This window comes from Oleiharenicola sp. Vm1, from assembly GCF_047777955.1.
Lineage (GTDB): Bacteria > Verrucomicrobiota > Verrucomicrobiia > Opitutales > Opitutaceae > Didemnitutus.
In genome coordinates this window covers 1,093,756-1,119,809 of the sequence record NZ_CP180537.1, presented here as the reverse complement: position 1 = coordinate 1,119,809, position 26,054 = coordinate 1,093,756, and the positions used below count along the sequence as shown (strand labels likewise).

Below are 26,054 nucleotides of genomic sequence, written 5' to 3'. Positions count from 1 at the left end.
ATGCCGACCGACTACGAGAAGCTTCGCTCAGAGAACATTGTTCGCTACGGCACGGACATCGGCCGCATCGGCCCCATGCTGCTCGCCCAGCGCTACGACAACCGGTCGCACTTCATTTTTGAACTGCTCCAGAACGCCGAGGATGCCCTGCGCCGTCACGTTCCGCCTCCCCGGAATCGCGAAGTCAGCTTCCGCCTCGAACCCGACGCTCTAGTGTTTTCCCACTTCGGCGCTCCATTCACGCCTGAGGATGTGCGTTTCATCTGCGGCATCGGTGAAAGCACCGAAACGCACTCCAAACGCCTCACCGACATCGGTCGCTTCGGCATCGGCTTCAAATCCGTTTACGCCTTCACTGACCGCCCCGAAATCCATTCTGGCGACGAGCACTTCGCCATCGAAAACTACGTTCACCCCTGCCGAATCGACCCTATCCACACCGAGCCTGGGCAAACTGTATTTCGCTTCCCGTTTAACTCCCAAGACTCATCGGCGTATGCAGAAATTCACACCGGCCTAGCAGACCTAGAGCTTAGCACGCTTATCTTCCTGCGCGAGATTGAGCGAGTGAGTTGGCAATCCGGCCAATCACAGGGGGATTACCTTCGCGAAGCACCGCCAGCCCCCGGGGCCCGCGACGCACGTAAGGTAACTATTGTCAGCGCATCCGGAGCCGATGCCACCTACCTTGTTTTTGAGCGCCCTGTCTACAAGCCCGAGCACCCCGCCATACCTGTCGGCCGTGTCGAGGTCGCCTACCATTTCCTCAAAGACCGCGTCGAGCCTATCGAAAGCGCCAAGCTATCGGTCTTCTTCCCCACCATCGTCCACACCCAGTTCGGCGCGATCCTCCAAGGGCCCTTCCGCACCACGCCGAGTCGCGACAACATTCCCCGCGACGACGCCTGGAACAAGCACTTGGTCGCCGAGCTTGCTCAGCTCGTGCCGGATTCGATCCGGCAACTCAAAGCCATCGGTAAACTCGATGCTCAGGCACTCCATGCGCTCCCAATCCAAAAGGAGCGCTTCATCTCCGAGTCGCTTTTTCAGCCGATCTTCAATGCGGTTCGCTCAGCATTCGTCAGCGATCGATTGATTCCCTGTCACGATGGCACTCACCGTCCCTCTGCCGAAGTTCGCTTGGGTCGCACTGCGGAGATTCGCACTCTATTTTCTCCCGAGCAGCTAGGTGAGCTTGATTCATCGTCCACGCCCTTGGCTTGGGTAATCGACGGGGTTACTGCCGACCGCACTCCGCAACTGCACAAATTTCTTAACCTGGAACTTGGTATCCTCGACTTCGATGCGGCTGCAGTCCTCTCACGCCTCAAGTCTTCGTTTCTTGAATCTCAGACCACCGAGTGGCTCGCTCGCTTCTATGAGTTTCTCGCTGCTCAAGAAGGCGCTTGGCAAAGATCGGGTTTGCTCGCCAGGCCCATCATTCGGCTGACCGATGGCACCCACGTCTCCCCCTTCGATGGCGACGAGCCACGGGCTTACCTCTCTGCGGTAGGAACCGATTACCCCGCAGTTCACCCTGTTTTATGTGCCTACGAGCCAGCTCTCAAATTTCTTAAACGCATCGGCCTCACCGTTCCCGACGTCGTTGACGACGTCATTTCTCATCTTCTCCCGCGCTTCGCCGACGCCTCATACGCTCCATCGGACGCGGAATACGCCGCCGCCATAGAACGTATTCACGCCGCCGCCGAGACCAACCTGTCCGACAAGCGTAAGCGCCTCCTAGATGCCCTTCGTGTCACACCCTTCGTGTTTGCAACCGATGCTGCCAGCGGGGCCCGAAGTCGCGTCTGCCCGCCCGATGCCTACATCTACACCGACCGGCTCGCGACCCTCTTTGCCGGAATCAGCGGAGTTTGGCTCATCGATAAGGACGCAGGCAACATCCCCAACGAAACTCACCGCAAACTTCTTCGGGCCTGCGGCGGTAACGAATACCTCCTGCCGATTCAAGTCCCCTCTCGATTTACCACGGCAGACTTATACGAGATGCGGAAAGAGTCGGGTTACCAGGCTATCAATACGCGTTACGACGCACCGGTCACAGACTTCACCCTGCGCGATCTGGAAAAGGTCTTCGCCTACTTGTCCGTGCTGCCAGCATCGCAACGTCATGAACGCGCGCTTCTCCTCTGGGACGCCTTGGCCGAAGTGGAAACCAATCGAGGAAAGACCTTCTTCTCCGGCGAGTATAGCTGGTTTCACTACGCCAAACGCTCCTGCTCGTTCCCCGCCGCCTTCGTCGAACAGCTCCGCAAATCCCCTTGGGTTCCCAAACCCGACGGCACGCTTGGCCTTCCTTCCGAGGTCGTGTTTGAGACTATCACGCCTCCTTGGCCTGCCCATCCGTTCCTCCTCTCTATTATTCCTTTCAAGCCACGAGCCGAAGTCGAACTGGCCCAACTTGCCGGCTTAGAGCCCGACCTCCTCGACCTCCTCAAATCCCAAGGCATCACGAGCAAGAAGCAGCTGGCCGATCTACTAAAACTCTCGGCACCCGAGCAACCCGCGCCAGCCCCAGAAGCCCCGCCCACCACACCGACTGCGGCCATCGATGCCCTCCTTGGCGGGGACGCACCCGCTCCCTCCGAACCAGTCGGCGGCTCCACTGGCGAATACGCTCCCGGTGCCGGCCGCCAAAGCGGGAATGGAACCGGCGGCAGCGCCGGCAAGACCGCCTCCGGCACCGGCTCGCATTCAGGGTCAAGCTCCGGACCAAGCGGCGGTGGTTCCTCTGGCGGGCCCGGCGGCGGTGGCGGCCATACCGGTTCCTCGCACCCCAACCCAGGTTCCTATCGCCCCGCCTTTCACACCTACGTCGCCGCATCCCCCGATGATCAGCCCGCCGACCCCGAAGGCCTCGACCAGGCCGCCCGCATGCAGATCGAGCAGGACGCCATCGCCTACATCCTCACCCAGGAGCCCGGCCTCCAAACCACCCCGCCCGGCAACCCCGGCTTCGACCTGTTCGAGGGTCCGTCCGCGGACCCCGGACAAGCCACCCGCTACGTCGAGGTGAAGTCCCGTAGCGGCTCGTGGTCGGGCCCCGTGGCCCTTTCTCGCGAGCAATTCCTCAAAGCCCAGGCCGAGGGTGACCGCTACTGGCTCTACGTCGTCGAGAACACCCGCGACCCCGTCGCCACCCAGCTCCATCGCATCCAGAACCCTGCCGGTAAGTCCCACCACTTCACCTTCGACCCTGGCTGGTCTGCGCTCGCTGAATCCGCCCCATAAGCATCAAGTATTCGATTAACCCCAAGGGTAAATACTTCTTGCGCCTCTCCGCCCTACATGGAAATCTCTTACTCCAACAAGAAACTCGCCAAGCTGCTCAACAGCGGGACGGACGTCTTGAGGACCTACGGGCCCGATAACGGTAAGCGCATCCTCACGCGGCTTACCCAGATCGCCGCCGCCGAGACCCTCGCCGATCTGTCCAAGCTGCCGCAGACCCGGGTCCATGAACACAAAGCAAACAACGACGAACAGATTTCCGTGGATGTGAAACATCCTTACCGCCTGATGCTGATCCCCGACCACTCCGAGACCCCGCGCAAGCCCGACGGCGGACTCGATTGGGCCAGGATCACCCGCGTTAAGATCCTCCGCATCGACGATCCCCACTAAAAATGAGCACCAAGCACAACTATGAGCCCGATTTCGCCATCCACCCAGGCGAAACCCTGCTCGAAACGCTCGAAGCCATCGGTATGTCCCAAAAGGAACTCGCCGAGCGCACCGGCCGTCCGCTCAAGACCGTCAACGAGATCATCCAAGGCAAGGCCGCCATCACCGCCGATACCGCCCTTCAGCTTGAGCGCGTCCTCGGCGTGCCCGCCTCCTTCTGGAACAACGCCCAGCGCAACTACGAGGCCCAACTCGCCCGTGTCGCCGAGACCGAGGCCCTCCAGCGTGATGTCACGTGGCTAAAGGAGTTCCCCCTCTCTCAGCTCTTCAAAATGGGCTGGGTGCCCAAGCTCTCAGACCCCATCGAACAACTTCGTGCGGTCCTCAGCTTCTTCGGCGTCGCCGGGGTGGAGGAGTGGCGCCAGCTCTGGCAGCAGCCCGAGGTCGCTTTTCGGAAATCGCGCGCTTTCGAGGCTCACCCCCAATCCGTTGCCGCGTGGCTCCGCGCCGGCGAACGCGAGGCCCAGCAGATCGTCACCCAGCCCTTCGATAAAGAGAAGTTCAGCGCCGCGCTTCACGAGATACGTCGGCATACTATCAGCGAGCCCGAGACCTTTGAGCCCCTGATGAAGCGCCTTTGCGCCGAGGCGGGGGTGGCATTGGTCTTCGTCCCCGAGGTCACGGGCACCCGCGCCTTTGGCGCCACCCGCTGGCTCACGCCCGAAAAGGCGATCATTCAACTCAGTCTTCGCGGCAAGGCTGACGACTTCCTCTGGTTCACCTTCTTCCACGAGGCCGCCCACATCCTCAAGCACGGCAAGCGGGACGTGTTTATCGAATCCTCCGCCGGCACTGCCGACGCGGACACCCAGCGCAAAGAGGAGGAGGCCAATGCCTTCGCCGCCGATTTCCTCATTCCGCGAGCCGCCTACCGCGATCTGGTGGCGCTCAAGCCAATCACCGCGACTAAGGTCGAGCAGTTCGCTGCGCACCAGGGCATCGCCGCCGGTATTGTTGTCGGCAGGTTGCAGCACGATAAAGTAATCCCATTCACGCACCACAACGGCCTCAAACGCCGCTTCCAATTTAATACTAACTGAACTCCCTCATGGCTAAAATCGACGTCTCCAAAACCGAGCTGATCTGGCCCGGGAAATATAATGAGGATGGGTCGCTACGCGAGGTGCCTAGCGTCAACTTGCCGTTTCAAGTAATCGAAAGGGTTCACGAAAGCCGCGCAACCCGCGAATCGAAAAAGCAACCTCAACAACTGGATATGCTGTTTGAGGCTTATGCCGGAAAGGAAGGCGAAACCTTCGAGGACGGATGGAGAAACAAACTAATCTGGGGCGATAACTTACTAGTGATGGCGTCCTTGCAGGAGAAGTTTGCGGGCAAAATAGATCTAATATACATCGACCCTCCGTTTGCTACAGGGCTCGATTTTTCGTTCACGACGGAAATCGGCGATAGCGGCGAGGAAGTGGAAAAACAACAATCATTGATTGAAGAGAAAGCGTATAGAGACACATGGGGCCGGGGCAATGAAAGTTACTTGTCGATGATGAGGGATCGTTTAGTTCAGATCCGAAATCTTCTCAGTCCCAATGGATCACTCTTCCTGCACTGTGATTGGCACAAAGGGCATTATTTGAAATTGCTCTGCGATGAGGTATTCGGTCCGGATTCACTAGTAAATGAAATCGCGTGGTGCTACACTGGCCCGGGTTCGCCCGGGATGAAGCAATTCAACCGTAAACATGATACCATTTTTTGGGTAGCTAAAGGTCCAAAGTGGATATTCAACGCAGATGACGTGCGGGTAACTCATAATGAAAAAACCCGCGAAAATTTCAAAAAAGGGTTAGCTGGATCTGGTTTTGTGGCAGAAACATATGACTTAGCAGAAAAGGGCAAAATTCCGGAGGATTGGTGGGAAATGGCTATTGCTGCGAGATACCCAATCGATGGGACTTATAGAACTGGATATGCAACAGAAAAACCTGTCCCCTTGTTGGAGCGTATCATTTCCGCTGCTTCGAACCCTGGATCAATTGTAGCAGACTTTTTTTGCGGCTCCGGAACGACTTTATACGCAGCAGAACGCTTGGGCCGCCGCTGGATAGGTTCCGACTTGGGCCGCTGGGGAATCCACACAACGAGGAAGCGTTTACTAGGCCACGATAGGTGTAAGCCATTCGAAATCCTAAATCTCGGGAAATACGAACGCCAATACTGGCAGGATGCAACGCTTGGTCACGGCGGAAGCCAGGAGAAGCTATTCTTCGAATATTTAGCATTCATACTGCGCCTTTATCAAGCGCAGCCTATTTCAGGGATGGTGAACCTTCACGGCAAAAAGGGGCGTGCAATGGTCCATATTGGCGCGCTCGATTCGCCAGTTACCATCGAAGAGGTTTCGCTAGCGATTGAGGAGTGCGTGAAAACCAAGCAGCCAGAGCTTCATATACTTGGCTGGGAATGGGAGATGGGTCTCGCAGGCCCCAATAACGGAGTGAAAAAAGGCAGCCCCATGCACGACATAGCGAAGCAGCGGGGAATTAAGCTACTTTTACTGCAAATCCCTCGCGAAGTAATGGAGCAGCAGGCTGTAAGCAAAGGCGATATCACGTTTTTCGAACTCGCTTACCTAAACATAGACATCAACCAGAGCAAAAGACTTCATGTCTCAATTACATTAAAGGATTTCGTTATTCCCAACACTGAACTGATTCCGGAGGAAGTTCGTGAAAAGGTGAAAAAGTGGAGCGACTATATTGACTACTGGGCCGTGGATTGGGACTTCCAGAACGACAGCTTCATGCAGGGCTGGGTCACCTACCGCACCCGCAAGGACCGATCACTGGCTCTTTCCAGTGATGTTCATAAATACGAAAAAGCCGGCACTTACCGCGTCCTCGTCAAAGTGGTGGACATCTTTGGCAACGATACCTCCCAAGCCTACACAATCGAGGTCAAGTAGTCACTCCCGCTCCTCGCTATGCCCGCCATTCCCGTTGTTCAATACGATCAGGATCTGCCGGAAATCCCCAGCCGTTGCGCATGGGAGGCGCCGACCTATCACCTCGTTAAAGCACCCGCCGTAAAGGGCGGCTGGGCTATCGCCCCAGGCCGCCGTCCCAGCAAGCTTCTCTTGATCGAAAAGCTGCGCTCTGCAGTCACCGCGTGGCGTAATCAGGGCTATCCCGGAGTATCCGCCGTTTCTCGCCGCCTATTGCAGTATTGGTTCGAGGAAGATCATCAGGTCACAGGCTTTCCCGTGCCTTTCCGCTACCACTTCGGCCAGCGCGAAGCAGTGGAGACGCTCATTTACGTCGTCGAGGTTTGCGGCCACCGCGACGCCATCCCGGCAATAGAGCAATTCGGCTCGGTTTATGGCACCGGGCTTTTCGAAGGCCAGGGCTACTCCTTCCAAACGCTCGCCGACGGCACGCGGCAGATACGCCGCTACGTTTCAGAGACCGATAGCGAGCAAACCCAAGATCTGCCCGCTAAGGACATGCGCCGCCACGCCTTCAAAATGGCCACCGGCTCCGGCAAGACTTGGGTTATGTCCCTTTGCATCGTTTGGTGCTACTACCGCCAGCGCGAAGCCGCGAGCGGTGCCGCCGCCGATCTCGGCCTGTCCACCAACTTCCTCATCGTTTCCCCCAACGTCATCGTTCACCAGCGCCTCGAACGCGATTTCGACGGCAATAAGATCTTCAATCAAATACCTTTGGTGCCGCCCGAGTGGGGCAAGATGAACCTCAAAGTCATCAAGCGAGGCGACTTCACCGAGCCCGATGCAGGCGGAAACCTGTTCATCACAAATATCCATCAGCTCTACGAGGGGCGCGACCAGCCAGCCACTCCCGCCAACGCCATCGAAGCCCTGCTCGGCACGCCGGTCAAAAAGGACAGTGTCAACAAAGGCCGCTCCATGCTGGAGCGCATCAAATCCCTCAAAAACGTCGTCGTCCTTAACGACGAGGCTCACCACGTCCACGACAGCGAGCTGGAGTGGCACCGTAGCCTTATGGCCATCCACAAGGCCCACCCAAAAGGCCTGGCGCTGTGGCTGGATTATTCGGCTACCCCCCAGCAGGGCGACTTGTTTTTCCCTTGGATCATCGTGGACTACCCCTTGGCCCAAGCAGTCGAGGATCGTATCGTCAAAGCCCCTGTTATCGTCAGGCAGACCAGCAAGTCTAAGGCCCCGCCCAGCGACCCGACCGGAGTAAACAAGGACAACGTCTGCGACAAATACGGTTACTGGATCCAGTCTGCTGTCGCTCGTTGGAAAGTTCATTGCGAGGCCTACAAGCCCGTAAAACTCAACCCCGTGCTCTTCGTCATGGTCGAGCGCGCCAACTATGCCGACGCCATCGGCCAGCACCTGATCGAGGCCCACGGCTTCAAGGACAACGAGGTCCTCGTCATTCATACCAACACCGATGGCGAGATCACTGCTGGCGACCTCGAAAAAGCCCGCATCGCCGCCAACGAGATCGACAAGCCGACCAACAAGATCAGGGCCATCGTCAGCGTAATGATCCTGAAGGAAGGCTGGGACGTCCGTAACGTCACGGTCGTCCTCGGTCTTCGCCCCTTCGGCACCGCCATCCTGCCCCAACAGGTAATTGGCCGCGGTCTTCGCCTCATGGACCGCACCGCTATCGGCCCTGACCGCACGCAAACCCTCGAAGTGCTCGGCACCCAAAACCTCCTCCAGACACTTAAAGATAACCTGGAGAGTGAAGGCGTCGGCGTCGGCGACACCGGCACTCCTCCCCCGCAGCCCATCACCGTGGCGCCCACCAACGAGCGTGCAACCTACGATATCTGGATCCCTCTCACCAAGCCCTCGCTGATCCACAACATCCAGAAACTCGCCGATGTGGATGTGCTCAAGATCGACAGCATCTTGGAAGACGCCGACCTCTCCGAGGTTTACCGCATCGAACTCCAGATGCACTTCGGGACTACGCAGACCCACGTCGGTATGGCGGTGGTGAACTTGGGGGCGAAGCCCATCCACGAAACCCTCGCCTACCTGACCAATCGCGTCGCCGACATGGCCAAGCTCGGAGGCCGCTTCGCCGAACTTTATCCGCTGGTGAAAACCTACGTGGAGCACCGCTGCTTTGGTCGCCGCGTCTCGATAGATGCGGAGACCGACGAAGGCAAAAAAGTTTCTGAATACCTCACCCGCCAAGACATCCGGGAGGCCGTCGCAAAACGCCTCGCCCACCGCCTCGCCACCCTCCTAGTCGACAAGCGAGCGCTGGAGTTCGAAAAGGCGAACTTCAAGTTAAGCGCCACCAAGCCCTTCACGTGGAGACGCAACCTCAGCGCGGGCCCGCTCATCTGCAAGAAGACCGTCTTCAACTACGTCGCCACCTACAACGACTTCGAACGCCGCTTCGGGCTTTTCCTCGACGCCGCCAAAGACGTGAAGCGATTCGCTGCGCTAGGCACCACCGAACAAGGCGACTGCAATACCGCCTTCCGCGTGGACTACCTCAAGCCTACCGGAGCAATCGGCTTCTATTACCCCGACTGGGTAGCCGTGCAGCAGACCGACGAGGGGGAAACCAACTGGATCATCGAGACCAAAGGCCGTGTTTTCGACACGGACCAAGTCAAAGCCAAGGACGACGCGATCACCGACTGGTGCGAGCGGATCGGCAAGGAGACCAACACGTCTTGGGCCTACATCCGCATCAATCAATCCACATTCGATGGCAACGCGTGCTCCTACTTCTCGGAACTGGTTCACATCACCCGAGGTGGCTTGCTGTCCGCAGCGGCTGCCCAGCCGCCCGCAGACGCAATTCCAGTTGAATCGCCGCTGATCCCTCAACCGGATTTAGGCATACACACAGGATATAAGGACGAGATCCCTCTCGTCTAGGGCTGCCGGCCCCTCGGCTCATCCGGCAGCCCTAAAGTCAAAGACGCCATCCCTCTCCCCCCGCCAAAGCCCTACGCCTGCTCTCTCGATTAACGGAATCGACCCTGACGCGCTTCCCGCCGTAATCCGCCAACTCTTCAACGATGGCGAATCGCGCGACCGTGAAACCACGCTACGAGACCTTGCCACTATCCTCGGCTTCAAGCGGCTCGGGCCCGTCATAAAAGAGACCCTTGCCTCTGGCCTCCTGTCCGCCACTCGTCGCGGCATCTTGAAAAATGAACGAGGGGAACTTTCGCTTCTTTGTCGCTCGATTGAGGATTACGAACGCGACTTTCTCAAAGACCAATTTCTCGCTTCGCTTGGCCGCACCTGGACGGAGCGTGATGAAGCCGCGCAGGGGTTCGCCCGTTGGCTTGGTTTCACCCGCACTGGCCCCGCCATCAAAGAAACCGTGCGTTCCCTCATCAACGGCCTCATCCGCGAACGCCGACTGGAATCGGAGTCCGATCAAATCCGCCAGCCCAAGGGATAGCTTATTGTTTAGCCTCGATGAAGAGTGCCTCTTGCTCCAGGCCCGCGCCATTCTCTTTGATAAGATTGAATACGATCCTCGAAGCCTCACATGGCCATTCCAGCCCTGACAACTTCTCCAGCAGCAACCGATTCCTGGGCTTCTCGGTAATCAATTTTGAATCTGCGAGAGATCCGAACTTTTTCACGATGTCACCGGGAACGTAAAGAGACACTCGTTCTCCGAGGATGCGACGCATCCGAACGTAGTCGGCTAGACCAACTGGATCATAGTCCGGCCAATACACAATCGGTCCCGAGCAAAAACTGGATCGACCCAAACATGCTATGAGCTGATCCGATAAACGCCCGGCACCGTTGAGAAAAATCGACGCCTCAGGCAGCATGCGCTCGGCATTCAGAAAGCACTCCAGATTTTCAACCAAGACGGTTTGGCCAGTAAATTCGAACTGGGTATCGGCCCTGACGAGGCATGCGGCGACGCCGTGTTGAGCCGTCAGCTCGCGCACCGGAAAATTGACGCCGTTGACGGTTGCCGTGCCGCGTCCGTCGGCCATCGCCCGTAGGTGGAGCACGCCTGCTCCAGCTCCACTCCCAGCGGCTTTGCTGCTCCGTCGTCGGGCGATTGACTGTGCCCGGCCGAATTCGGCCGGACCCTGCCATCGCCCCTCAAAGGAAGGAAACGTTTTCCGAGCCCACGCCAGCAATTGCTCCGGCTTACGCACCTCCACGACCTCACCTCTGCCGGAACTTTCGGTCACTAACACACCGCCCGCCAAAAGGGGACGAATCTGCTTTCTTGCCTGCGCGGAAAGATCGCTGCCCGCCAGGCGCTGCTGTTGGATGAGCCGACGCAAGAATGGGGGCACGTCATCCATGGGATTCCTCACTGAGCGGCGTCACGTCATCGGGCGACCGCAAGATGTCCTTTCGATGTGCCGCGGTCACAACGAGGCGACCTTTGGCGTCGGGCACCAAATGCACAAATCGGCGGGGACCGATGGCTGCGGTGGGCGCGGCATAGATACCGATGAAGCCCAAACGCTCGGAGAGCTGGAGAATGTTACCGAAATTCTGCCGGTCGAGCGCATGGACTTCGTCTAGATAATAAGGAATTCGCGCTTTGCCCGGAACCAGCAGATCTCGCAGCACGAGCAGATTCAGGGTTACCTTGAGCACCACGGTGGTGCCCGTCGATTCGACCTCGTCAAAGTTGTCGTATGAATTCCGCTGGCCGTCCTTTCGGCGCACATCACAACGCAGCGAGAAAAGCTCGTTCAGCAGTAGTTTTGGGCGTCGCTGCAGCAATTGGCTGAACTGGCTCATCTTTCGGTCGGCTTCTTCCGCCGTGTCGAACAGCGAAGGTTGGGCTGAGTCCTTGGAGTGCCGCTCATATTCCGCGACCGCTGCGGCGTTGGGAACAATCTCGAGACGCACCTCAGTGAGGCTAGAGAACTCGATCTTGCCGAGTTCCCCCGTCAGCTTTTGAGCTTGGCGCGTAACGGCGCGCAGCGATTTGAGCACCGTGGCGAAACTGCTCCGCGCGTCCGTCAACAACGCCGTCCACCGTGTTTCGATATTTTGCGCGCGCTCGTCGAGCGAGGCGATTTCCGCTTCGAGCTGCGAGAGCCGATCAACGACGGGGGCCGCGTGGTCGTAACGGAAACTCGGGTTGAGAAAATCTTTGTCCAGCAGGCTCATCGTCCCGGCCAGCTGCGTCCCTCGGCTGCGGGCTTGATTGCAGCGTTCACGCGTGATCCGGATAACCTCCAGTAGTGATTCGGGAAGGTCGCGAACAAACGCCGTCGACAGCGGCGTCGGCCCGGGATTGTCGCCATCGGCAGAAGGTAGATTGCGGGCTTCGATCCGGATTTTTCCCTCCTCCTCCTGAAGTCTGTTGAATTTCTCGATGGCTGCTTCGCCGCTCTTTTTAGCTTCGTTCCGCGCGGATTCGTTAGCCACCAGCTGTTCCTCGATTTTCTTGCCCGCGGCTTCGTAGCGTTTGAATTCGCTTTCATAGGTCGCTTCTTTGGCGATCTCCTCGCGGAACCGTTGATAGGCGTTAAGCCGACCGAGCTGGGCGGCGAACTCCTTTTCCGCCACCGGGAGCCGCGCGCGATAGGTCGCGGCATTTTTCACCGTCTCGATGTCTCGGGCGAGGCGATCCACCTCGCGCTGCAACTTGCGAATCTCTTCTTCCAGCCGGCCGCGATGGCCCAACTGATTGACAGCCGATACCGCGCCGGCTGAAAACTCGACCGTGACGGCATCGTCCTCATAGCCTCGCGGATCGCATCGGTCGGCGGCTCCGCGGAGCCGCCGCACCAATTCCGCTTCGTTCCGGATTGTTATCTGTTCATCGAGCTTTGATTCGAGCACCCGACGGTCAAAAAGCGAGCCGACCCGAGCAATGTCTGTTTCCGGAAGGCGGGACCGCAGCCAAGTGATGAAGAGTTGATCGATCGCCGCTAAAGTTGCCTGTCGTTGGGCGAGCTGGGCTTGTTGTTCCCCGAGTTGGCGCGTCAGCACTTCAATGGCTTCCTTCGGCACATCCGCTAACCGCATCTTCAGTCCGCTCACCTCATCGCTCAGGCGATCCCGGACCTGTTCTTCCACTTCAAGGACGAAGTCCGCATAGCGCGTGCGCCCCTCGATGATGGCATCCAGCTTCGCCTTAACCCCGCCGGCGGCTTGGTTCGCTTCTTTCAATGAATGCTGGAGTTCCTTTTGTTCGCTTTCCAAGCGCGTAAACTCTTTCTGAGCTGCATCGCGCACTGCATAGAGGGCATTGGTCTCACTTTTGAACCATGCAGCGTAGCCGGCATACCGGGACTGCATTTCTTGGGTGGCGGCGTGCGCAATCGCGCGCGCGACGTATTCTTGGTCGTAAAGCTCCCGCGCCTCCTTGACTCGTGCCACCGCAGCGCGCAGGACCGCCACCTCCACGCGATCACGATTGATCTTGGTCAGTTCTTTTTCCGAGCCTTTCGCCAGATCGATTTCGCGCTCCGCCGGGCTGAGTTTCGCGCAGTCCGCGAGCAAATGTTTCAAATCATCCTGCCGAATGTCCTTCAGCTGCAGCAAACGCTGGAAAGTCTGTCGAAATCGAGGATAGTCGCGCGAGTCGGTCAGCGGGACCAATTCCCAGCTGGCGTTGGTTTCGTCGTCCACGGCACCCAGCAGGCGGCGGAGTTCCGCGGTGTCGGCCATCACTCGCAGCTCCTTGGTCGCCAGGGTGGCGCGGACCTCGTCCCAGGCCCGCGGCCGATTCTTTTCATCGATGAAGTCGGCGCGATCATACGCTCCGGTCCACGCGAACCGCTGCAATTCGTAGCCCGCCACCGCGCCGAGGCTCCGCGCGCCCACCGTCACCGTGCCGAGTGACGTCTCGCATTCGAAGAGAATAAAACTGGCGTCGCCCTTGAAATAGAACCGGCGACTATCGTCGGTGCTATGCTGGCCGAAGCGCATGTCCCGCTGATTGTCGAGGTAGAGATATTGCAGCGTGGAGATCAGCGCCGTTTTTCCCAGGCCATTGACGCCCACGAGTTGAAACGACCGGGTGAGATCCAATTCAGCGTAGTCGTATTTGCCTGACTGAATCAGGATCAAGCGACGCGGGCCGAAGAGCCGAGAGGCTGCAGTATCCGCGCTCATGCTGAGGCATCCTCCGTTCCATTCGGTTCGGCGCCTACGTCGGGCGGTGCCGATGACGCATCGGGTGCTGTAGCCGCATCGCGGCAAACATCGAGGAGCCGGTGAAAGGAAACCCGCAGCGAAAAGCGTCCGCTGCCGTCCATCTCGACGAACCCAAGGCGCTCCAAGGATCGCAAGGTTGCTGCCAGGTCCGTCACGTTTTCGATTCCCACTTGCTTCAGTGAGCGGCGATGCGAATCCGCGGCGAAGTGGGGCAAATCGGCAATGATCTGGTTTGGGGTAAAGAGCGTCTTGCCGATGTCTTCTCCCGCGTCCGCGATCGCGTCGACCCAGACGGCAGTGAAGACCACAAACCGCGTGATCGAGTCACTGCCTTTATAGTCATCGTCGTCCGAGGTCGCAAAAATGAAACCACGCACGTCGCGGTGTAGGTTTAAGTCGAGTTGGGCGAAGAATGCCTGGTAGCGCTCAAAAAGCACCCCGTTCAGATCGTCGTATTCCGGGTCACCAAAACACCAATGCTTGCCGGCCTTGATGCCCCGGAAGATGGCCGCGAGTTGCGGGAGTTGTTCGAGCGCTGAATTCATGCGGCAGAACGAAGGGTGAGTTTCACGCGTCCGCACCGCACGACCCCGCCGGCGAACGCATAGTCGGCGACCGGAAAACGAAACGTCGCTTGGTAGCGAGCGTCGGTCACGAGGAGCGAGAAAACCTGCAAGATGGCATTGAATCCGCGTTGCCCGTGGTTCTGCGCCAGCCACGCGAGCAGATCGTCGAGCGGATACAGGCTTGTAGGCGCCACTTCCATGGCGGCGAGTATATCCTCAACGTCCTGAGAATCGGCCGGCGCGGCGGAGCCGGCGAAATCGATCTCGGAGGGCGGCGCACTGAAATCGCGCCATTGGGCTGCGCTGGCGAGCAGCGCGGCCGGGGCAATCTGTCCGACGAAACGAAAGGTTGAGACCGGCAGGCTGCTGGCGAAGACCGAGCCGGCCACTCCCTCTCGTTCCAATCGTTGCAGGACCCGCGCAGCTCCATCGGTCCAGAGGCTGTCCCGCCGCAACCGCGCGTGCAGCGGTTCGAGTTCATCACGACATGACCGGAAACTATGCCGAACGGTGACGCGTAGAATGCGCATCTCGGTTTCAATCCGCTCCGCTGCCAATCTCTCAGGGATGAACTTCTTCTCCAACGAGAGCGCGAGTTGGTTCTCCCAAGCGGTGCAGGCCACCTCCATCGGCCCGGCAGGATCGAGCAAGTCGAGCATCGGAATAAGATATTCCGTCCAAAAGCGATTAATCCGACGAAAACGTTCCACCGCGCTTTGTCTCCGATGTTCGCTCTTGGCCTCGCTCACCGCAGTCGCGATCGCTGCGCGCGTCTGCCCGAGGTCCTCAATCAAAAGCTGAAAGGCGCTGCGCGTCTCCCGTAACAGCTCCCGCGCCGTGGCAAGGTCGCCACGGGCCTCGGCGACGCGAAACGCATCCAGATTGTGATCGATTTCCGCGAGCTGACCGCGAATGCGTGCGGATGAGACTGGTCGGGAAATCTGCTGGAGATGCTCGATCCAGCGGGCAAACGGTGGCGCCAATTCCCACACCCCGACCTCCGCGTCTGCTTCCACGAGAAATTTCATCCGTTTCAGCTGCGTCAGCAGGTAGGCCGGAGTGGCTGCGTTCTGGACTGAACCGATGACCGCGAGCAGGTCGGCCTCGGTCATCCGCTCATCCTTACGCCGCCATAGTTCGTCGAAGACCGCGTAATGCGTGCTCACGAACCCAGCGGCTTCTTGCAGCGAAATCAGCATAGAAAATCGGGCAGGACCAACATAGTCCGCGTGGCCGTGGTCGGACAACACTTCTCGGCGCCACAGGCGAAGCGGCTTATCCGACCGGCCTATATAGCTCCAATCGCCGCGCCCCCACATGGGGCGCGGCGAATCGGGGAGCGGTCGCGAGTTTTAGCCTTTCGGCGGGAACGTGTCGTTGCCGTAGCTATTCTTTTCTCGGATGCGGCCGTCGCGGCCATGAATGACCACTTCGGCATGCTGGTTTTTGGCGATGTCGCGGGCCGCGGAGATGGCCGTCGACTGCTTGGTGTGCTGGGAGGTATCACGGGAGTTGCCGGCACCGTGAACGGCCCAGCCTTTCCCACGAGGGACGACGTGTTGGTCTTTGGACATAAGAATCGTTTAGGGACACTCTGGCAGGCTCAGCAGGTTGTCGGGCTGCTCACCGTCGGCCTCCGTCTTGAGGTATTTGTTGCCGTAGCGGCTCACGGCGACGACGACGTTCGCGCGGCGGCCGTTCGCCTCGACGAAGAAGCTCCACTTGCCGCTCTCGATGCCGGCGATGGCTTCGGACTGCGAAAGCTTCCAACGGCCACCGTCGCCGTTGAGGCCGCCGACGCTATGAATCCGATCGTGCGCGTCGTAGCGGTTGGTTTTGTTGATACAGCGAATTTGATGAGTATCGGGCATGGTAGTCAGGGTCAGTTCGCGTGAGCGAGGGTTGTCTGTAGTAGTTGGTATCTGCGCTTAGGTTTGCGGAACAATCGCAGTATAGCCCATCGGTGTGAACTCGACAGGGGCAAAGATTGTGGCCAAAGCTTGCTCCATTCGCGTGGTTCACCCCTCCGGCCTCCACCGCGCATGAAACGCTCCCTCAAGGCCGATTTGGCCAAAGTTCGGCAGCTGGCGTTTCGCCGCATGGAAAAGTGCGGCGACCTCCTGCGGCGTCTGTATCGACGCCGTCGCGACATCAATCGCCGCGCGGACGCCGAGCTGATTTGGAATGTCTACGATTGGCTGTCCGTGCCTTTGACCCTCTGGCCGGTCGATTTCGAAGGTCTCGCATGCCACCTTCTCGCGCTGGTCGAACGCGCCACGCCCGCCGACCGGCAGCTCACGCTGCTGCTCCGGTTGATTGGCGCGCCACCGCCGGCGGAAGCGCAACGCATCGTGGGCGATTACGAGCACGACGTTTCCCAAGGGCGCTACGAAAAGCTGGTGCTCCAACAGGCAAAGTTCGTGGAGCTGGAGAATCAGCTCGCGGGCGATCCGGAGCTGCGCGCCGCCTGGACCGAACTGAAGCAGCATTTCAAAATCGAGCGCTTCCAAAATCAGCGCGGGGTCATTCGCCGTCGCATGTCGCAGGAGCGCAATTTTCGAGAGGGATGGAGCTTCAACTGGCGATCCAGCAAGGCCCGGTTCCTCGTAACCTTCGACGCTTTGTGTTACCGCTGGGACCTCTACGGGGTGGAAAAGGATCGGCCACTGCTCCTCAAGGTCAGCGTCAATCCCACGCCACATGGCACCATGATCGTGATTCCGCGACACTGGAGCTTCGACAAACGGCGCGACTTGAACTGGGCGGCAATCGGCAAACTTCATCGCGCCCACGGCGCGTCGCGCCAAGGACCAAAGCTGAGCATTGCCCGCGTTCAGCGCCAGGAGGAAGCGGTGGCCGCGAGGCGTCATTATGACGAGGCCACGCGACAAGGCCTGCGGGGAGACGCCCGCAATGCCGCGGTGTTACGCGGCCTGGGCAAAGACCCGCGGACCGATGCGAGTTGCGTAAAGCGGCTGTTGCGTCTGGCGAAACGAACGGTGCCGGCCGCCTCCGTTCCATGAACCACTATCTCTCCAAATCGGATTTCAAGGTCGCGCGGAATTGCGCGACCAAATTGTTCTACAAGAAGAACCGGTATCCGACGACCCTAGACGAGGATTCCTACATGGAGTTGCTCGCCGACGGCGGGTTCATGGTTGGAAAATTTGCGCAGCTGTTATTTGCCGAAGGGGTCATGGTCGCCGATCTCGATCCGGCGAAGGCGGTCGCCGAGACCGCGATGTTGATGGCAAAGGATGCCGTGACCTTGTTCGAACCCGCGTTTTGGTCCGACGGCTATTTGGCCCGCGTCGATATTTTGAAAAAGTCGGGCGACCGTCTTCAACTGATCGAAGTAAAATCGAAGGGCTACGACGCGACGAGTGGGCTCGCCGGTAGAAATGGCGCGGTGCGCGCCGAATGGGTGGAATACATCGAGGACGTTGCATTCCAGCGCATGGTCATCGCCCGGGCGCTGCCGCACGCTAAAATCGAATGTTTCCTGCTGCTGCCGGACAAGGCCGCCGTCTCCGAGATCGATCTCCTGCCGACGCTTTTTTCCCTCACCCGCCAGGGCCGGGCCGTAGAGGTCGATTTCTTGGGGGATGTCCCCACGCTCCGGCAAAGCAAGCTGCTTCGGCTGGTTCCGGTGGATGCCGAGGTCGCATCGGTCTATGACGACGTGTGTGCCGTCGCCACTAAACTGCTGCCGTTGATTAAGGATGGCCCGCAGCGCGCGGTGACATCGCTTGGCTACCATTGCCGGGAGTGCGAGTATCGGATGGAAGAGTCCGTTCGCCCCAATGGGTTTCAGGAATGTTGGGGTGATCTCGGCCGCGTGACGCCCGCTTTGCTCGATCTCTACCAGCTCGGGAGAATCAAGAATGCCGCGAAAGCCCCGTTAGCGGATACGCTGATTCAACAAAAGAAAGCGTCGCTGTTCGATATGCCCGTCAGCGCGCTGACGACGAGTTACGCAGAGCGGCAACGGATTCAGATTGAGCACACGAAAGCGCAGACGGAATGGCGTTCCGCTCAACTGCGGCCGACCCTTGAGGCGCTGGCGTATCCGCTGCACTTCATCGATTTTGAGACTTCGCGCTTGGTGCTACCTTACCATCGCGGAATGCGGCCTTTCGAGCAGGTCGCCTTTCAATGGAGTTGCCATACGATCGATCATCCGGGCGCGGCGCTCCGCCATACGGAGTGGATCAACGTCGCGGAGGGATTCCCCAATGTCAGATTCGCGCAATCACTCCGGGATGTCATCGGAGACCACGGGACTTTGCTCACATGGTCGCATCACGAGAAAACGACCTTGGAAGACATCGCCCGCCAAATTGCCGACTACGGGCTGGGCGAGGACGACCTGAAGGGATGGCTCTTGCGGACAGTCGGCTCAGGGCGCCTGTTCGATCTATGCGCTCATGCACTGGGCAACTATTTCCATCCGGCAATGCGCGGCTCGACGTCGATCAAGGCGGTGCTGCCGGCCGTATGGCAGTCAAACGCCGCATTGCGCGCCGATCCATTGTTTCAGGCTTACGTGCGAATCGAGGACGGCGTGCCCGTCGATCCGTATCAGACTTTACCCAAGCTGGAGATTTTCGATCAGGCGGAGGTGGTGAACGAGGGCACGGGAGCGATGAGAGCCTATCAGGAGATGCTTTACGGCGCAGGGCGCCGCGCTGAAGACGCGAAGGAGGCGTGGCGCAAACTGCTCCTCCAATACTGCGGGCTCGATACGATGGCGATGGTGATGATTTGGAAGCATTGGACCTCGTGAGGTCCCGCGCTACGGTTCGACCCTGATTTTGGCGGCCTTCATAACCTGAATCAATCGACCAACTTCGCTGCCGGCCGGCGTGGTCCCGAGCGAAACATAGATGTCACGGAATAGATCGTGCAGCGTCTTGATGTGGAGGTGAGGCGTCAATCGGTTCCTAAACTCGGGATCTTGGGTCCATAGCGGGATGTGCTCTCGCTCGCTCGCGCCGACAAAAAGGCAAACGGTCCAATATTCGAATTCACGCTGGCCGGTGATGGCCTCGATTTTGTCTTTGAACGCGACCGCCCATTTATCCCTGGCCAATTCACGATAGGAACGCCACCGCTCTCGGCCCGCGTGTGAGCCGTTACTCTTAATTTTTTCGATTTCCCATTTCGGCCAAAATCCATCTTGCCAACTCTTGCAACTGACGGCCACGACTCGTGATGGCCCTGCAATTCTTGGATTGATACCGACGATATCGATGTCGCTCGGGACGGAGTCTTGTTGCGGGTCGTGACCGTCCGCATCTTTCGCGGGCATGAATCGCACGTTCGCCATAGTGAAATATCCTTTTAGGTTCAGATAATCGTCTACGATTTGTTCTAGGATATCCTCTTTCATGCCGGGAGTTGTTTTCCGTTTGGTTTATGGTTTCAACGGGGAAACGTCTTTCCCCTCGGTCGAGTCTGCGTCTCGCCCTCCCCATTCTAGCGGGGACACCCCGCAACGCCCCGATGCCGGCCAAGGCCGAATTGGTTAGCGCGAGCGGGATCGGCCACCGCTTCGGTGTGCCGCTCCGACTGCGGCTCCGGCCACTCGTTGCGGGCGGAGACGGCTTGGCTCCGCGCTCACGGCCGCCTCTGGCGATTCGTCGTCCTAGCACGACCATTCGCCAGGATCGCTTCCGGTCGCAGGCTCTCCGGTCACGACACCGGCGGCCTTGCCGCGCTCCCACCGGCGCCGACTCCTTCCTCCACTCGCGGCCCGTCGCCTTCGCTCCGCTCCCGCACCTGCGCGCCGCCCGATCTCACTCGACCCGCGGATAACGCTCAGTCGCCGCTGGGCTGTCGGGGCTCGCTCTCGTTGCGCCGCTCGCGCATCCGCAGAGTGCGAAGCCTGTCCCCCGTGGGGTGCCTCATTATAGCACCTACGCCGGCTGGCGGTCCTGCGGCGCGAGCGCCTCGGCCCGTCCGCGCCTCAAGGTATTGCTCGCTGCGCTGCGCTCCACCTTGCGTGACGGTGCTGATCGTCGGCATCCCTCCGGGGCGGCCGATTTAACGGTTCGGCTCGGGTTGGGGTCCGCGTGGCGCGGCCCGCCACGATGCGCCCTCGTTGGGGCGCTTCAGAACAAGGAAAGTCATGAACTCGATTGAATCTGTCACCGTTGCTCCCGCTCGCGTCTTCAAGGCGCTTTCGTCCGACGATCTTCGCCGCTGTGCGCCATCGGTTTTTGCCGAACATGCCCGGCCGGGGGTGTCCGCTCGTTACACGTTCGTTTCCACCGCGCAGGTCGTTGCCCTGCTCGGCGCCGAAGGTTGGGAGCCGGTGCGCGCGTCCGAGCAGCGCGTGCGACTCGAGGACCGGGTAGGCTACCAGATGCACGAGATTCGTTTCGCGCGGCGCGCCGATTTGGAAGCTGGGGCGATGCAGGTCGGCAACACTCGTCCGGAGATGATCCTCCAGAACGCGCACGACGGCACGCGGGCCTATCGTATCGATGCCGGCCTCTACCGGCTCGTTTGCCGTAACGGGCTAACGGTCGCCGATACGGACTTCGCGCACGTCTCGATCCGGCACATGGACGTTTCCGCCGAGGCCTTCGCCCGCGCAGCGCAGTCCGTCGCCAAGAACACCCCGCGCGCGCTGGAGGCCGTCGCGAAGTGGCAGGCGGTGCAACTCTCGCAGGCGACTCGTCTCGAATTCGCGCGGCGGGCGGCAGCGCTGCGCTGGACGCCTGACAACCCCGTGATGCAGGCGCTCACGCCGGAGAAGCTGCTTTCTCCGGTGCGCTACGGCGACGCGGCAACCGATCTCTGGACCACGTTCAACGTGGTGCAGGAGCATCTCGCGCGAGGCGGCGACCGCTACCTTAGCCGTTCGGAAGGCGCCGGCCTCCGGCGCAATCGCACCCGGCCGGTCGCGGGCCTGGTGGAGGGACGGACGCTCAACAAAGCGCTCTGGGCCTTGGCGGGTGAGTTTGCGAATAACTGACCTCGCACATCGGTTTCACGAGGGAGCGGCGTCGTGCCGCTCCCTTTTTTTCGGGAGAATGGCTCCCGCGTTTCCGGTAGGCGCGTGCCGCTGCCATCGGCCGAGAACTCGATTCGCTCGGTTCAGCGGCATTGTCCGTCCACATTAACCATCAACACCGGCACGACCGGTCATCGTTATGAACAATGGCACCTCAGAACTTCCCGCCGCGCGTTTGCGCGGGAGTGACGCACCCGACGAACTCACGAAGCTGAAGAAAGAACTCCTCCAAGCCGAGGTGCGGCTCGCAAAGGCGCGCGCCACCGTCACCGGTGCCGAGATCGACATCAAAGTCCTGAATTCGCGCCTCAAGGCCTTCATGAAATGAACCTCGGACACGACATGCCGCTAGGCATTGTTCGAAGTCCGTTCTTCTTGCGAGCCCACTCCTGCGAGTGGGCTCTTCGTTTTGTCCTTACTCGGAGGCGCAATTCGCGGGGGCCGATTTCAGATAGTCTTCGCGGTCTGCCGCGATCAGCGCCCTCCGGTCTACCGACCAACGGTCCAAGGGTGCAGCGTTCGTCGCGCAACCAACGAATCGCTGATATCTCGCATGAACCTGCTCGGCTGCTTTTTCGATGAAGCGCCGCGCCGAGTTGATAAAGTCTGCTCTGCTCCGCCAGGTCGGGTCATCGGCTGTCGCTGGATGCCAGTTTCCTTTCAGCGAATTGCAGAGCGCGCAGCAGGCGACGAGATTAACGCCACGATTCGCCTCAGACGCTACGGTGAAGAGGCATTGAGGGATCACATGGTCATGTGTCGCGGTGGCGATAGTTAGGGCTGACGCGCTAAGATCGGAACCGCAGTAAACGCATTTGAATCCGTCGCGGAGAAACAGATCGATCCACGAGTAATGCTGAGTTCCGCTGCATCGGCGCGCATCGCGTAGCCACCAGGGGGTTTCATTTCTCGCCCGAAACGTGGCGGCCACTTGGGATAATAGCCGATGCTTTTTCCGCGGGAATCCGTTAATCTTTTTTGTGAGCGGGCGAGCGGGTGCTGCCCCCGATAGCACTGGGTTCATTGTTCAATGGGCTGACTGACGTTAAGGTGGCCTCGTGCGAGGACCTATATAAGCCCAGTTGGAGCCCTCCACCGTGGTGGGCCACTGCGCGCAGTCGAATATTCGATGCACGCCACCGCCCTGAGTTTCTCAGCGCGCCGACACAGGCCACTACTGTCGAAGCGATGCTCCATGGTAAAGCTCCAATCTAGTTCCCCGAACCAACGCTCGCTTCGCTCGAATTCTTCTAGCTCTGCCCCGTCCGGTAGCGCCCCATTTTATGGGCGGTCAAGGTAGTATCGCTGCGCGATCTCCACCACGCGCAAACATTCCGCTTCCCCCTCGTTGCGGATAAATCCGCCGCCTCGGCGCTCCATCCAGCGCTTTGACTTTCGCCCATCCCGAGCGGGCGCTCAACCGGGCAGCACCCGCGATCACTCGACACCACGTCGAGAAAGGGAAACGCGGCTCGCGCGAGCGCTCACCATGCGCGTTTATGAAGCCAAGATCGTTTACTCCCTCGTTTCCCTCGGCGAAGAGGTCCGGCTCGACCGGCCGGAAGCGGTCGTCGAATACCTTCGCTCCGCGTTCGACGAAAACCCGATGCAGGAGGCGTTCTACTGTGTCTATCTCGACCGCAAGAATCACCCGATCAGCCGTCACCTCGTCACCCTCGGCACGGCCACGTCCACCCTGGTAGCTCCACGGGAAGTTTTTCGCGGTGCGATCCTCGCTGGTGCCACGGCCCTCATGGTCGCTCACAATCATCCCTCCGGCGATCCGGCGCCGAGCGCCGCCGATGTCCACATCACCCGCCAACTCCGCGAGGCGGCCAAGGTGATCGACATCGACCTCATCGACCACGTCATCGTTGGTGACGCGAAGGCCGACCCGCTGAAGGTCGGCTATTATTCCTTCCGCGCTGCGGGCCTCGTGTGAGGCCCTTTTTTGGGACGACACCCACGAATCCGCGGCCCGGATCGCGCGTTGACTCACGCCCGCACGGCGTGATGTTCACTCGGCACGGGCCAGCCGCCCCGGGGGCCACCGGGGCGGTATTTTTTTGCCCGCGGTCGGAGGCAAAATCCGAATGCATTAATTTCCGCGCGGGACTCGTATGGTTTATTCTATCGCAAAATAAACTAACAGAGGTGGATTAATTTGACTCAAAATAAACTTCCGGCCCATCCCGACTCAGCCATGCCCGACGATTCCAAAGCCAAGAGGCCCAAACTCAACCAGCGCCTGATGTCCGCCCCTTCGGGCACCGTGCTGACCTCCCCGTGGCTCCGGCAGCAGGGGATCTCGACCCGGCTGGCCGACTACTATGCGCGTTCCGGTTGGTTGCGCCGGGTCGGTGACGGCGCCTTTACGGTTCGGGCCGAATCGCCGTCTTGGTTGGGCGCGGTGTTCGGCCTGCAAGGAAAGTCGAAGTGGTTTCATCCGGGCGGACGCACCGCCTTGGAACTCTCCGGCTTCGCGCACTTCCTTCCGTTGGGGGACCACTATCCCGTTTATCTCTTCAGCCGTGCCCGCGACCGGCTGCCCGCATGGTTTCAGGGACTCCCTTTGGCCAGCCGCGTCCGCCACATGCGCACGGACTTTCTGCCGGTTGACGCGGGCTGGCGGGAACATGATGCGGGCGCATTCAGCGTGACCATTTCCGCACCGGAACGGGCGGCGCTCGAATTACTCCACCAACTCACGCCCGATGCCGCCGCCTACGAGCACGCCAGTCTCGTGTTCGAAAGCTTGGGCACGTTGCGGCCGGACGTGGTGCAGCTCCTTCTGGAGCATTGCACCTCGATCAAGGTGAAGCGGCTGTTTCTGCATCTCGCCGAGCGCCACGGTCACGCGTGGTTCAAACAACTGGACGTGACCAAAGTTGACCTCGGCAGCGGCAAGCGCGCGCTGATCCCCGGCGGTCGCCTCGACCCCAAATACCTGATCACCGTCCCGGCGGTCACGGAGACGCCCGACGACGCCCCATGACCGCCAGTTCGGGCGGTAGCGGCGTCAGGCCGCGAACGAAGACTTCGACAAGGCGGGCAGCGGCGTGACATTCTTCTCGGCCGGCAACCGGCTGAGCAGTTCGTCGCGAATGTGTCGCCAGGTCGAATCCTCCATCGCGGTCAGCTTCGCGCGCAGGTCGGCAAGATTGAACTCGTCGGCCGCGCGCTGCGTGTGATCGCCGAGCAGCGCCGGCAGCTTGCCCGCGAGCGTGCGCCGGAAGTCTTCCTTGCCGGGTTGGAAGTAGTGTTTGAGCACAATGTCCGTCGTCCGGTGGCCGGTGACGCGTTGGACAATTTCCAGCGGCACGCCCGCGGTGAGCGCGACCGTGACCCACGAGACGCGAAACGAATGGAAGTCCCGCACCGACGCGCGACGCACGCCGTGCGCGCGCGCTTGCTGCACCTGCCCGCGCGAGCCGGTGTCTTCGGCCGACTCGCCCGGATCGGTGTTGTAGAAACCCGCGGCTTTGAAGACGCGCCGCACCCGGTCCGTGAGATGATCGGCGTTGATCCGATAGTGTGCCTCCAAGCTGGGGAAGACGTAGAACGGAGGCCGCACCGGCGGCTCCGCCAGCGCTTTTTCGAGGACGCTTCGCAGCAAAGGGAAGATGGGAATTTGCACCGTCTCGCCCGTCTTGGACGTTTTCACCGTCACAAATCCCGCCTTCAGATCGACGGCGCTGCGCAGCAACGTGCAGCAGTCGCCGCGTCGCATCGCGGTGCACATGCCGGTGACGATGAGCGGATAGATGAACGGATCGTCCTTCGCCGTTTTCTCGATGAGCGCGAGTTCCTCCACGGTGAAAGGCTTGCGGAAGATCGTCTCGCCTTCGCGCAGCGGAATATCCTCGAACGGATTTTCGGCCGTGCCGCCTTCTTTGCGCAGCAGCTGAAAGACGGATCGAAGGTGGATCACGATCTGATTGTAGGTCTGCGCGCTGATGCCGCGCTGGAGTTCCATCTTGCAGTAGGCCGTGGCCACCGCGGCCTGCACCTGCGCCATTTCGTGGATGCCCGGGGAGGCCTTGCGCACGAACGCCACGAAGCGTTCGATGCGTTTGATGCCCTGCGCTCGGTAGAGATCGCTCAGCGGACGACGGCGCAGCAATCCATCCCAACGCGTGGGGAGTTCATCGAGCGGAATCGACCGCACGCGCGAGCCCGTGCGGATTTCGTGCAGCGTCTGCACGAGTTCCTCCGCGGAGCCCCGGCGCTTCAATTCGGCCTGCGCTTTTTCGAGCGCGGCCTGCGCCTTCGCGCGCGAGCGTTCGAAGACGATGTCGCCGGTTTCGCGCAACGTGCGCGGGACGCGGCCCTCGACTTTGACCCCGAGATTTTTGACGTAACGACGGCCGTTCGATTGCAGGCGGCCATACCACCATTCGCTGACATTCCGACGTAGTTCCAGACTCATGACGTGCTCCTATTTTTTGAGGTTGATTTGAAACCTCACGAAGCCCAGATCAACGAGCAGCAGCTCCCGAAATTACGGTAGTCAAAGAAACAGCCAAAGATTTGGTGCAAAGAGAGTTAAGCACTTTGGCTATTAGAGCCTGAAGGCCTGTTCTCATAACCTGAAGGTCGTTGGTTCAAATCCAACCCCTGCACCCAATTTGAGGCCCTCCCACTGCTCGGGAGGGCCTTCTCTTTTAAT

At 59.8% G+C, this 26,054-nt stretch carries 21 protein-coding genes; 13 read left to right on the top strand and 8 right to left on the bottom strand.

All coding sequences use genetic code 11. From position 1 onward, the window contains the following. From ACMYLB_RS05885 to ACMYLB_RS05860, 6 genes are all read left to right on the top strand, one after another. A complete protein-coding gene (locus ACMYLB_RS05885) occupies positions 1-3,255 on the top strand; it encodes a sacsin N-terminal ATP-binding-like domain-containing protein (RefSeq protein ID WP_415910020.1) in 3,255 nt (1,084 codons plus the stop codon). Positions 3,256-3,312: 57 nt separating this feature from the next. Further along, positions 3,313-3,648, top strand: a complete 336-nt coding sequence (locus ACMYLB_RS05880) for a killer suppression protein (RefSeq protein ID WP_415910019.1) — start codon at positions 3,313-3,315, stop codon at positions 3,646-3,648. A 2-nt stretch (positions 3,649-3,650) separates the two neighbouring features. Continuing rightward, positions 3,651-4,748, top strand: a complete 1,098-nt coding sequence (locus tag ACMYLB_RS05875) for a HigA family addiction module antitoxin (protein ID WP_415910018.1) — start codon at positions 3,651-3,653, stop codon at positions 4,746-4,748. Positions 4,749-4,756: 8 nt separating this feature from the next. After that, entirely contained in the window at positions 4,757-6,631 is a 1,875-nt protein-coding gene (locus ACMYLB_RS05870) for a site-specific DNA-methyltransferase (protein WP_415910017.1), read from the top strand. A gap of 18 nt (positions 6,632-6,649) precedes the next feature. After that, on the top strand, positions 6,650-9,565 hold the full coding sequence (locus tag ACMYLB_RS05865) for a DEAD/DEAH box helicase family protein (RefSeq protein ID WP_415910016.1): 2,916 nt from the start codon (positions 6,650-6,652) through the stop codon (positions 9,563-9,565). A 271-nt stretch (positions 9,566-9,836) separates the two neighbouring features. Beyond that, positions 9,837-10,100, top strand: coding sequence for a hypothetical protein (locus tag ACMYLB_RS05860; RefSeq protein WP_415910015.1), 264 nt, complete (start codon positions 9,837-9,839; stop codon positions 10,098-10,100). Position 10,101: 1 nt separating this feature from the next. On the opposite strand, the gene ACMYLB_RS05855 is transcribed toward ACMYLB_RS05860, so the two are convergent. From ACMYLB_RS05855 to ACMYLB_RS05830, 6 genes are all read right to left on the bottom strand, one after another. Next, complete coding sequence (locus tag ACMYLB_RS05855; protein WP_415910014.1) at positions 10,102-10,977, bottom strand: Wadjet anti-phage system protein JetD domain-containing protein; 876 nt, start codon at positions 10,975-10,977, stop codon at positions 10,102-10,104. Next, on the bottom strand, positions 10,970-13,756 hold the full coding sequence (locus tag ACMYLB_RS05850; RefSeq protein ID WP_415910013.1) for a hypothetical protein: 2,787 nt from the start codon (positions 13,754-13,756) through the stop codon (positions 10,970-10,972). The genes ACMYLB_RS05855 and ACMYLB_RS05850 overlap by 8 nt, the downstream gene beginning before the upstream one ends. Next, on the bottom strand, positions 13,753-14,343 hold the full coding sequence (locus tag ACMYLB_RS05845; RefSeq protein ID WP_415910012.1) for a condensin complex protein MksE: 591 nt from the start codon (positions 14,341-14,343) through the stop codon (positions 13,753-13,755). Before ACMYLB_RS05845 ends, ACMYLB_RS05850 begins: the two co-directional genes overlap by 4 nt. Continuing rightward, a complete protein-coding gene (locus ACMYLB_RS05840; RefSeq protein ID WP_415910011.1) occupies positions 14,340-15,563 on the bottom strand; it encodes a hypothetical protein in 1,224 nt (407 codons plus the stop codon). Before ACMYLB_RS05840 ends, ACMYLB_RS05845 begins: the two co-directional genes overlap by 4 nt. Positions 15,564-15,716: 153 nt before the next feature. Then, the gene (locus ACMYLB_RS05835; RefSeq protein ID WP_415910010.1) at positions 15,717-15,938 is read right to left on the bottom strand and encodes a DUF2188 domain-containing protein; all 222 of its coding nucleotides are present in this window, start codon (positions 15,936-15,938) and stop codon (positions 15,717-15,719) included. Positions 15,939-15,947: 9 nt separating this feature from the next. Continuing rightward, positions 15,948-16,235, bottom strand: a complete 288-nt coding sequence (locus tag ACMYLB_RS05830; RefSeq protein WP_415910009.1) for a DUF3892 domain-containing protein — start codon at positions 16,233-16,235, stop codon at positions 15,948-15,950. A 171-nt stretch (positions 16,236-16,406) separates the two neighbouring features. Here ACMYLB_RS05830 and ACMYLB_RS05825 point away from each other — a divergent pair, with 171 nt between their 5' ends. After that, positions 16,407-17,387, top strand: a complete 981-nt coding sequence (locus ACMYLB_RS05825) for a hypothetical protein (RefSeq protein WP_415910008.1) — start codon at positions 16,407-16,409, stop codon at positions 17,385-17,387. Next, positions 17,384-19,150, top strand: coding sequence for a DUF2779 domain-containing protein (locus tag ACMYLB_RS05820; protein WP_415910007.1), 1,767 nt, complete (start codon positions 17,384-17,386; stop codon positions 19,148-19,150). The genes ACMYLB_RS05825 and ACMYLB_RS05820 overlap by 4 nt, the downstream gene beginning before the upstream one ends. Positions 19,151-19,159: 9 nt before the next feature. On the opposite strand, the gene ACMYLB_RS05815 is transcribed toward ACMYLB_RS05820, so the two are convergent. Beyond that, positions 19,160-19,756, bottom strand: a complete 597-nt coding sequence (locus ACMYLB_RS05815; protein ID WP_415910006.1) for a hypothetical protein — start codon at positions 19,754-19,756, stop codon at positions 19,160-19,162. A 738-nt stretch (positions 19,757-20,494) separates the two neighbouring features. On the opposite strand from ACMYLB_RS05815, the gene ACMYLB_RS05810 reads away from it, so the two are divergent. From ACMYLB_RS05810 to ACMYLB_RS05790, 5 genes are all read left to right on the top strand, one after another. Then, positions 20,495-21,346: a DUF932 domain-containing protein gene (locus tag ACMYLB_RS05810; protein ID WP_415910005.1), complete on the top strand. Its 852-nt coding sequence runs from the start codon at positions 20,495-20,497 to the stop codon at positions 21,344-21,346. Between the two features lie 178 nt (positions 21,347-21,524). Next, complete coding sequence (locus ACMYLB_RS05805) at positions 21,525-21,713, top strand: hypothetical protein (protein WP_415910004.1); 189 nt, start codon at positions 21,525-21,527, stop codon at positions 21,711-21,713. A gap of 225 nt (positions 21,714-21,938) precedes the next feature. After that, positions 21,939-22,163: a hypothetical protein gene (locus ACMYLB_RS05800; protein WP_415910003.1), complete on the top strand. Its 225-nt coding sequence runs from the start codon at positions 21,939-21,941 to the stop codon at positions 22,161-22,163. A 711-nt stretch (positions 22,164-22,874) separates the two neighbouring features. Continuing rightward, entirely contained in the window at positions 22,875-23,327 is a 453-nt protein-coding gene (locus ACMYLB_RS05795; protein ID WP_415910002.1) for a JAB domain-containing protein, read from the top strand. Positions 23,328-23,588: 261 nt separating this feature from the next. Further along, complete coding sequence (locus ACMYLB_RS05790; RefSeq protein ID WP_415910001.1) at positions 23,589-24,380, top strand: type IV toxin-antitoxin system AbiEi family antitoxin domain-containing protein; 792 nt, start codon at positions 23,589-23,591, stop codon at positions 24,378-24,380. Between the two features lie 24 nt (positions 24,381-24,404). Here ACMYLB_RS05790 and ACMYLB_RS05785 read toward each other — a convergent pair whose 3' ends face one another. Next, positions 24,405-25,697: a tyrosine-type recombinase/integrase gene (locus ACMYLB_RS05785; RefSeq protein ID WP_415910000.1), complete on the bottom strand. Its 1,293-nt coding sequence runs from the start codon at positions 25,695-25,697 to the stop codon at positions 24,405-24,407. Between the last annotated feature and the right edge of the window lie 357 nt (positions 25,698-26,054).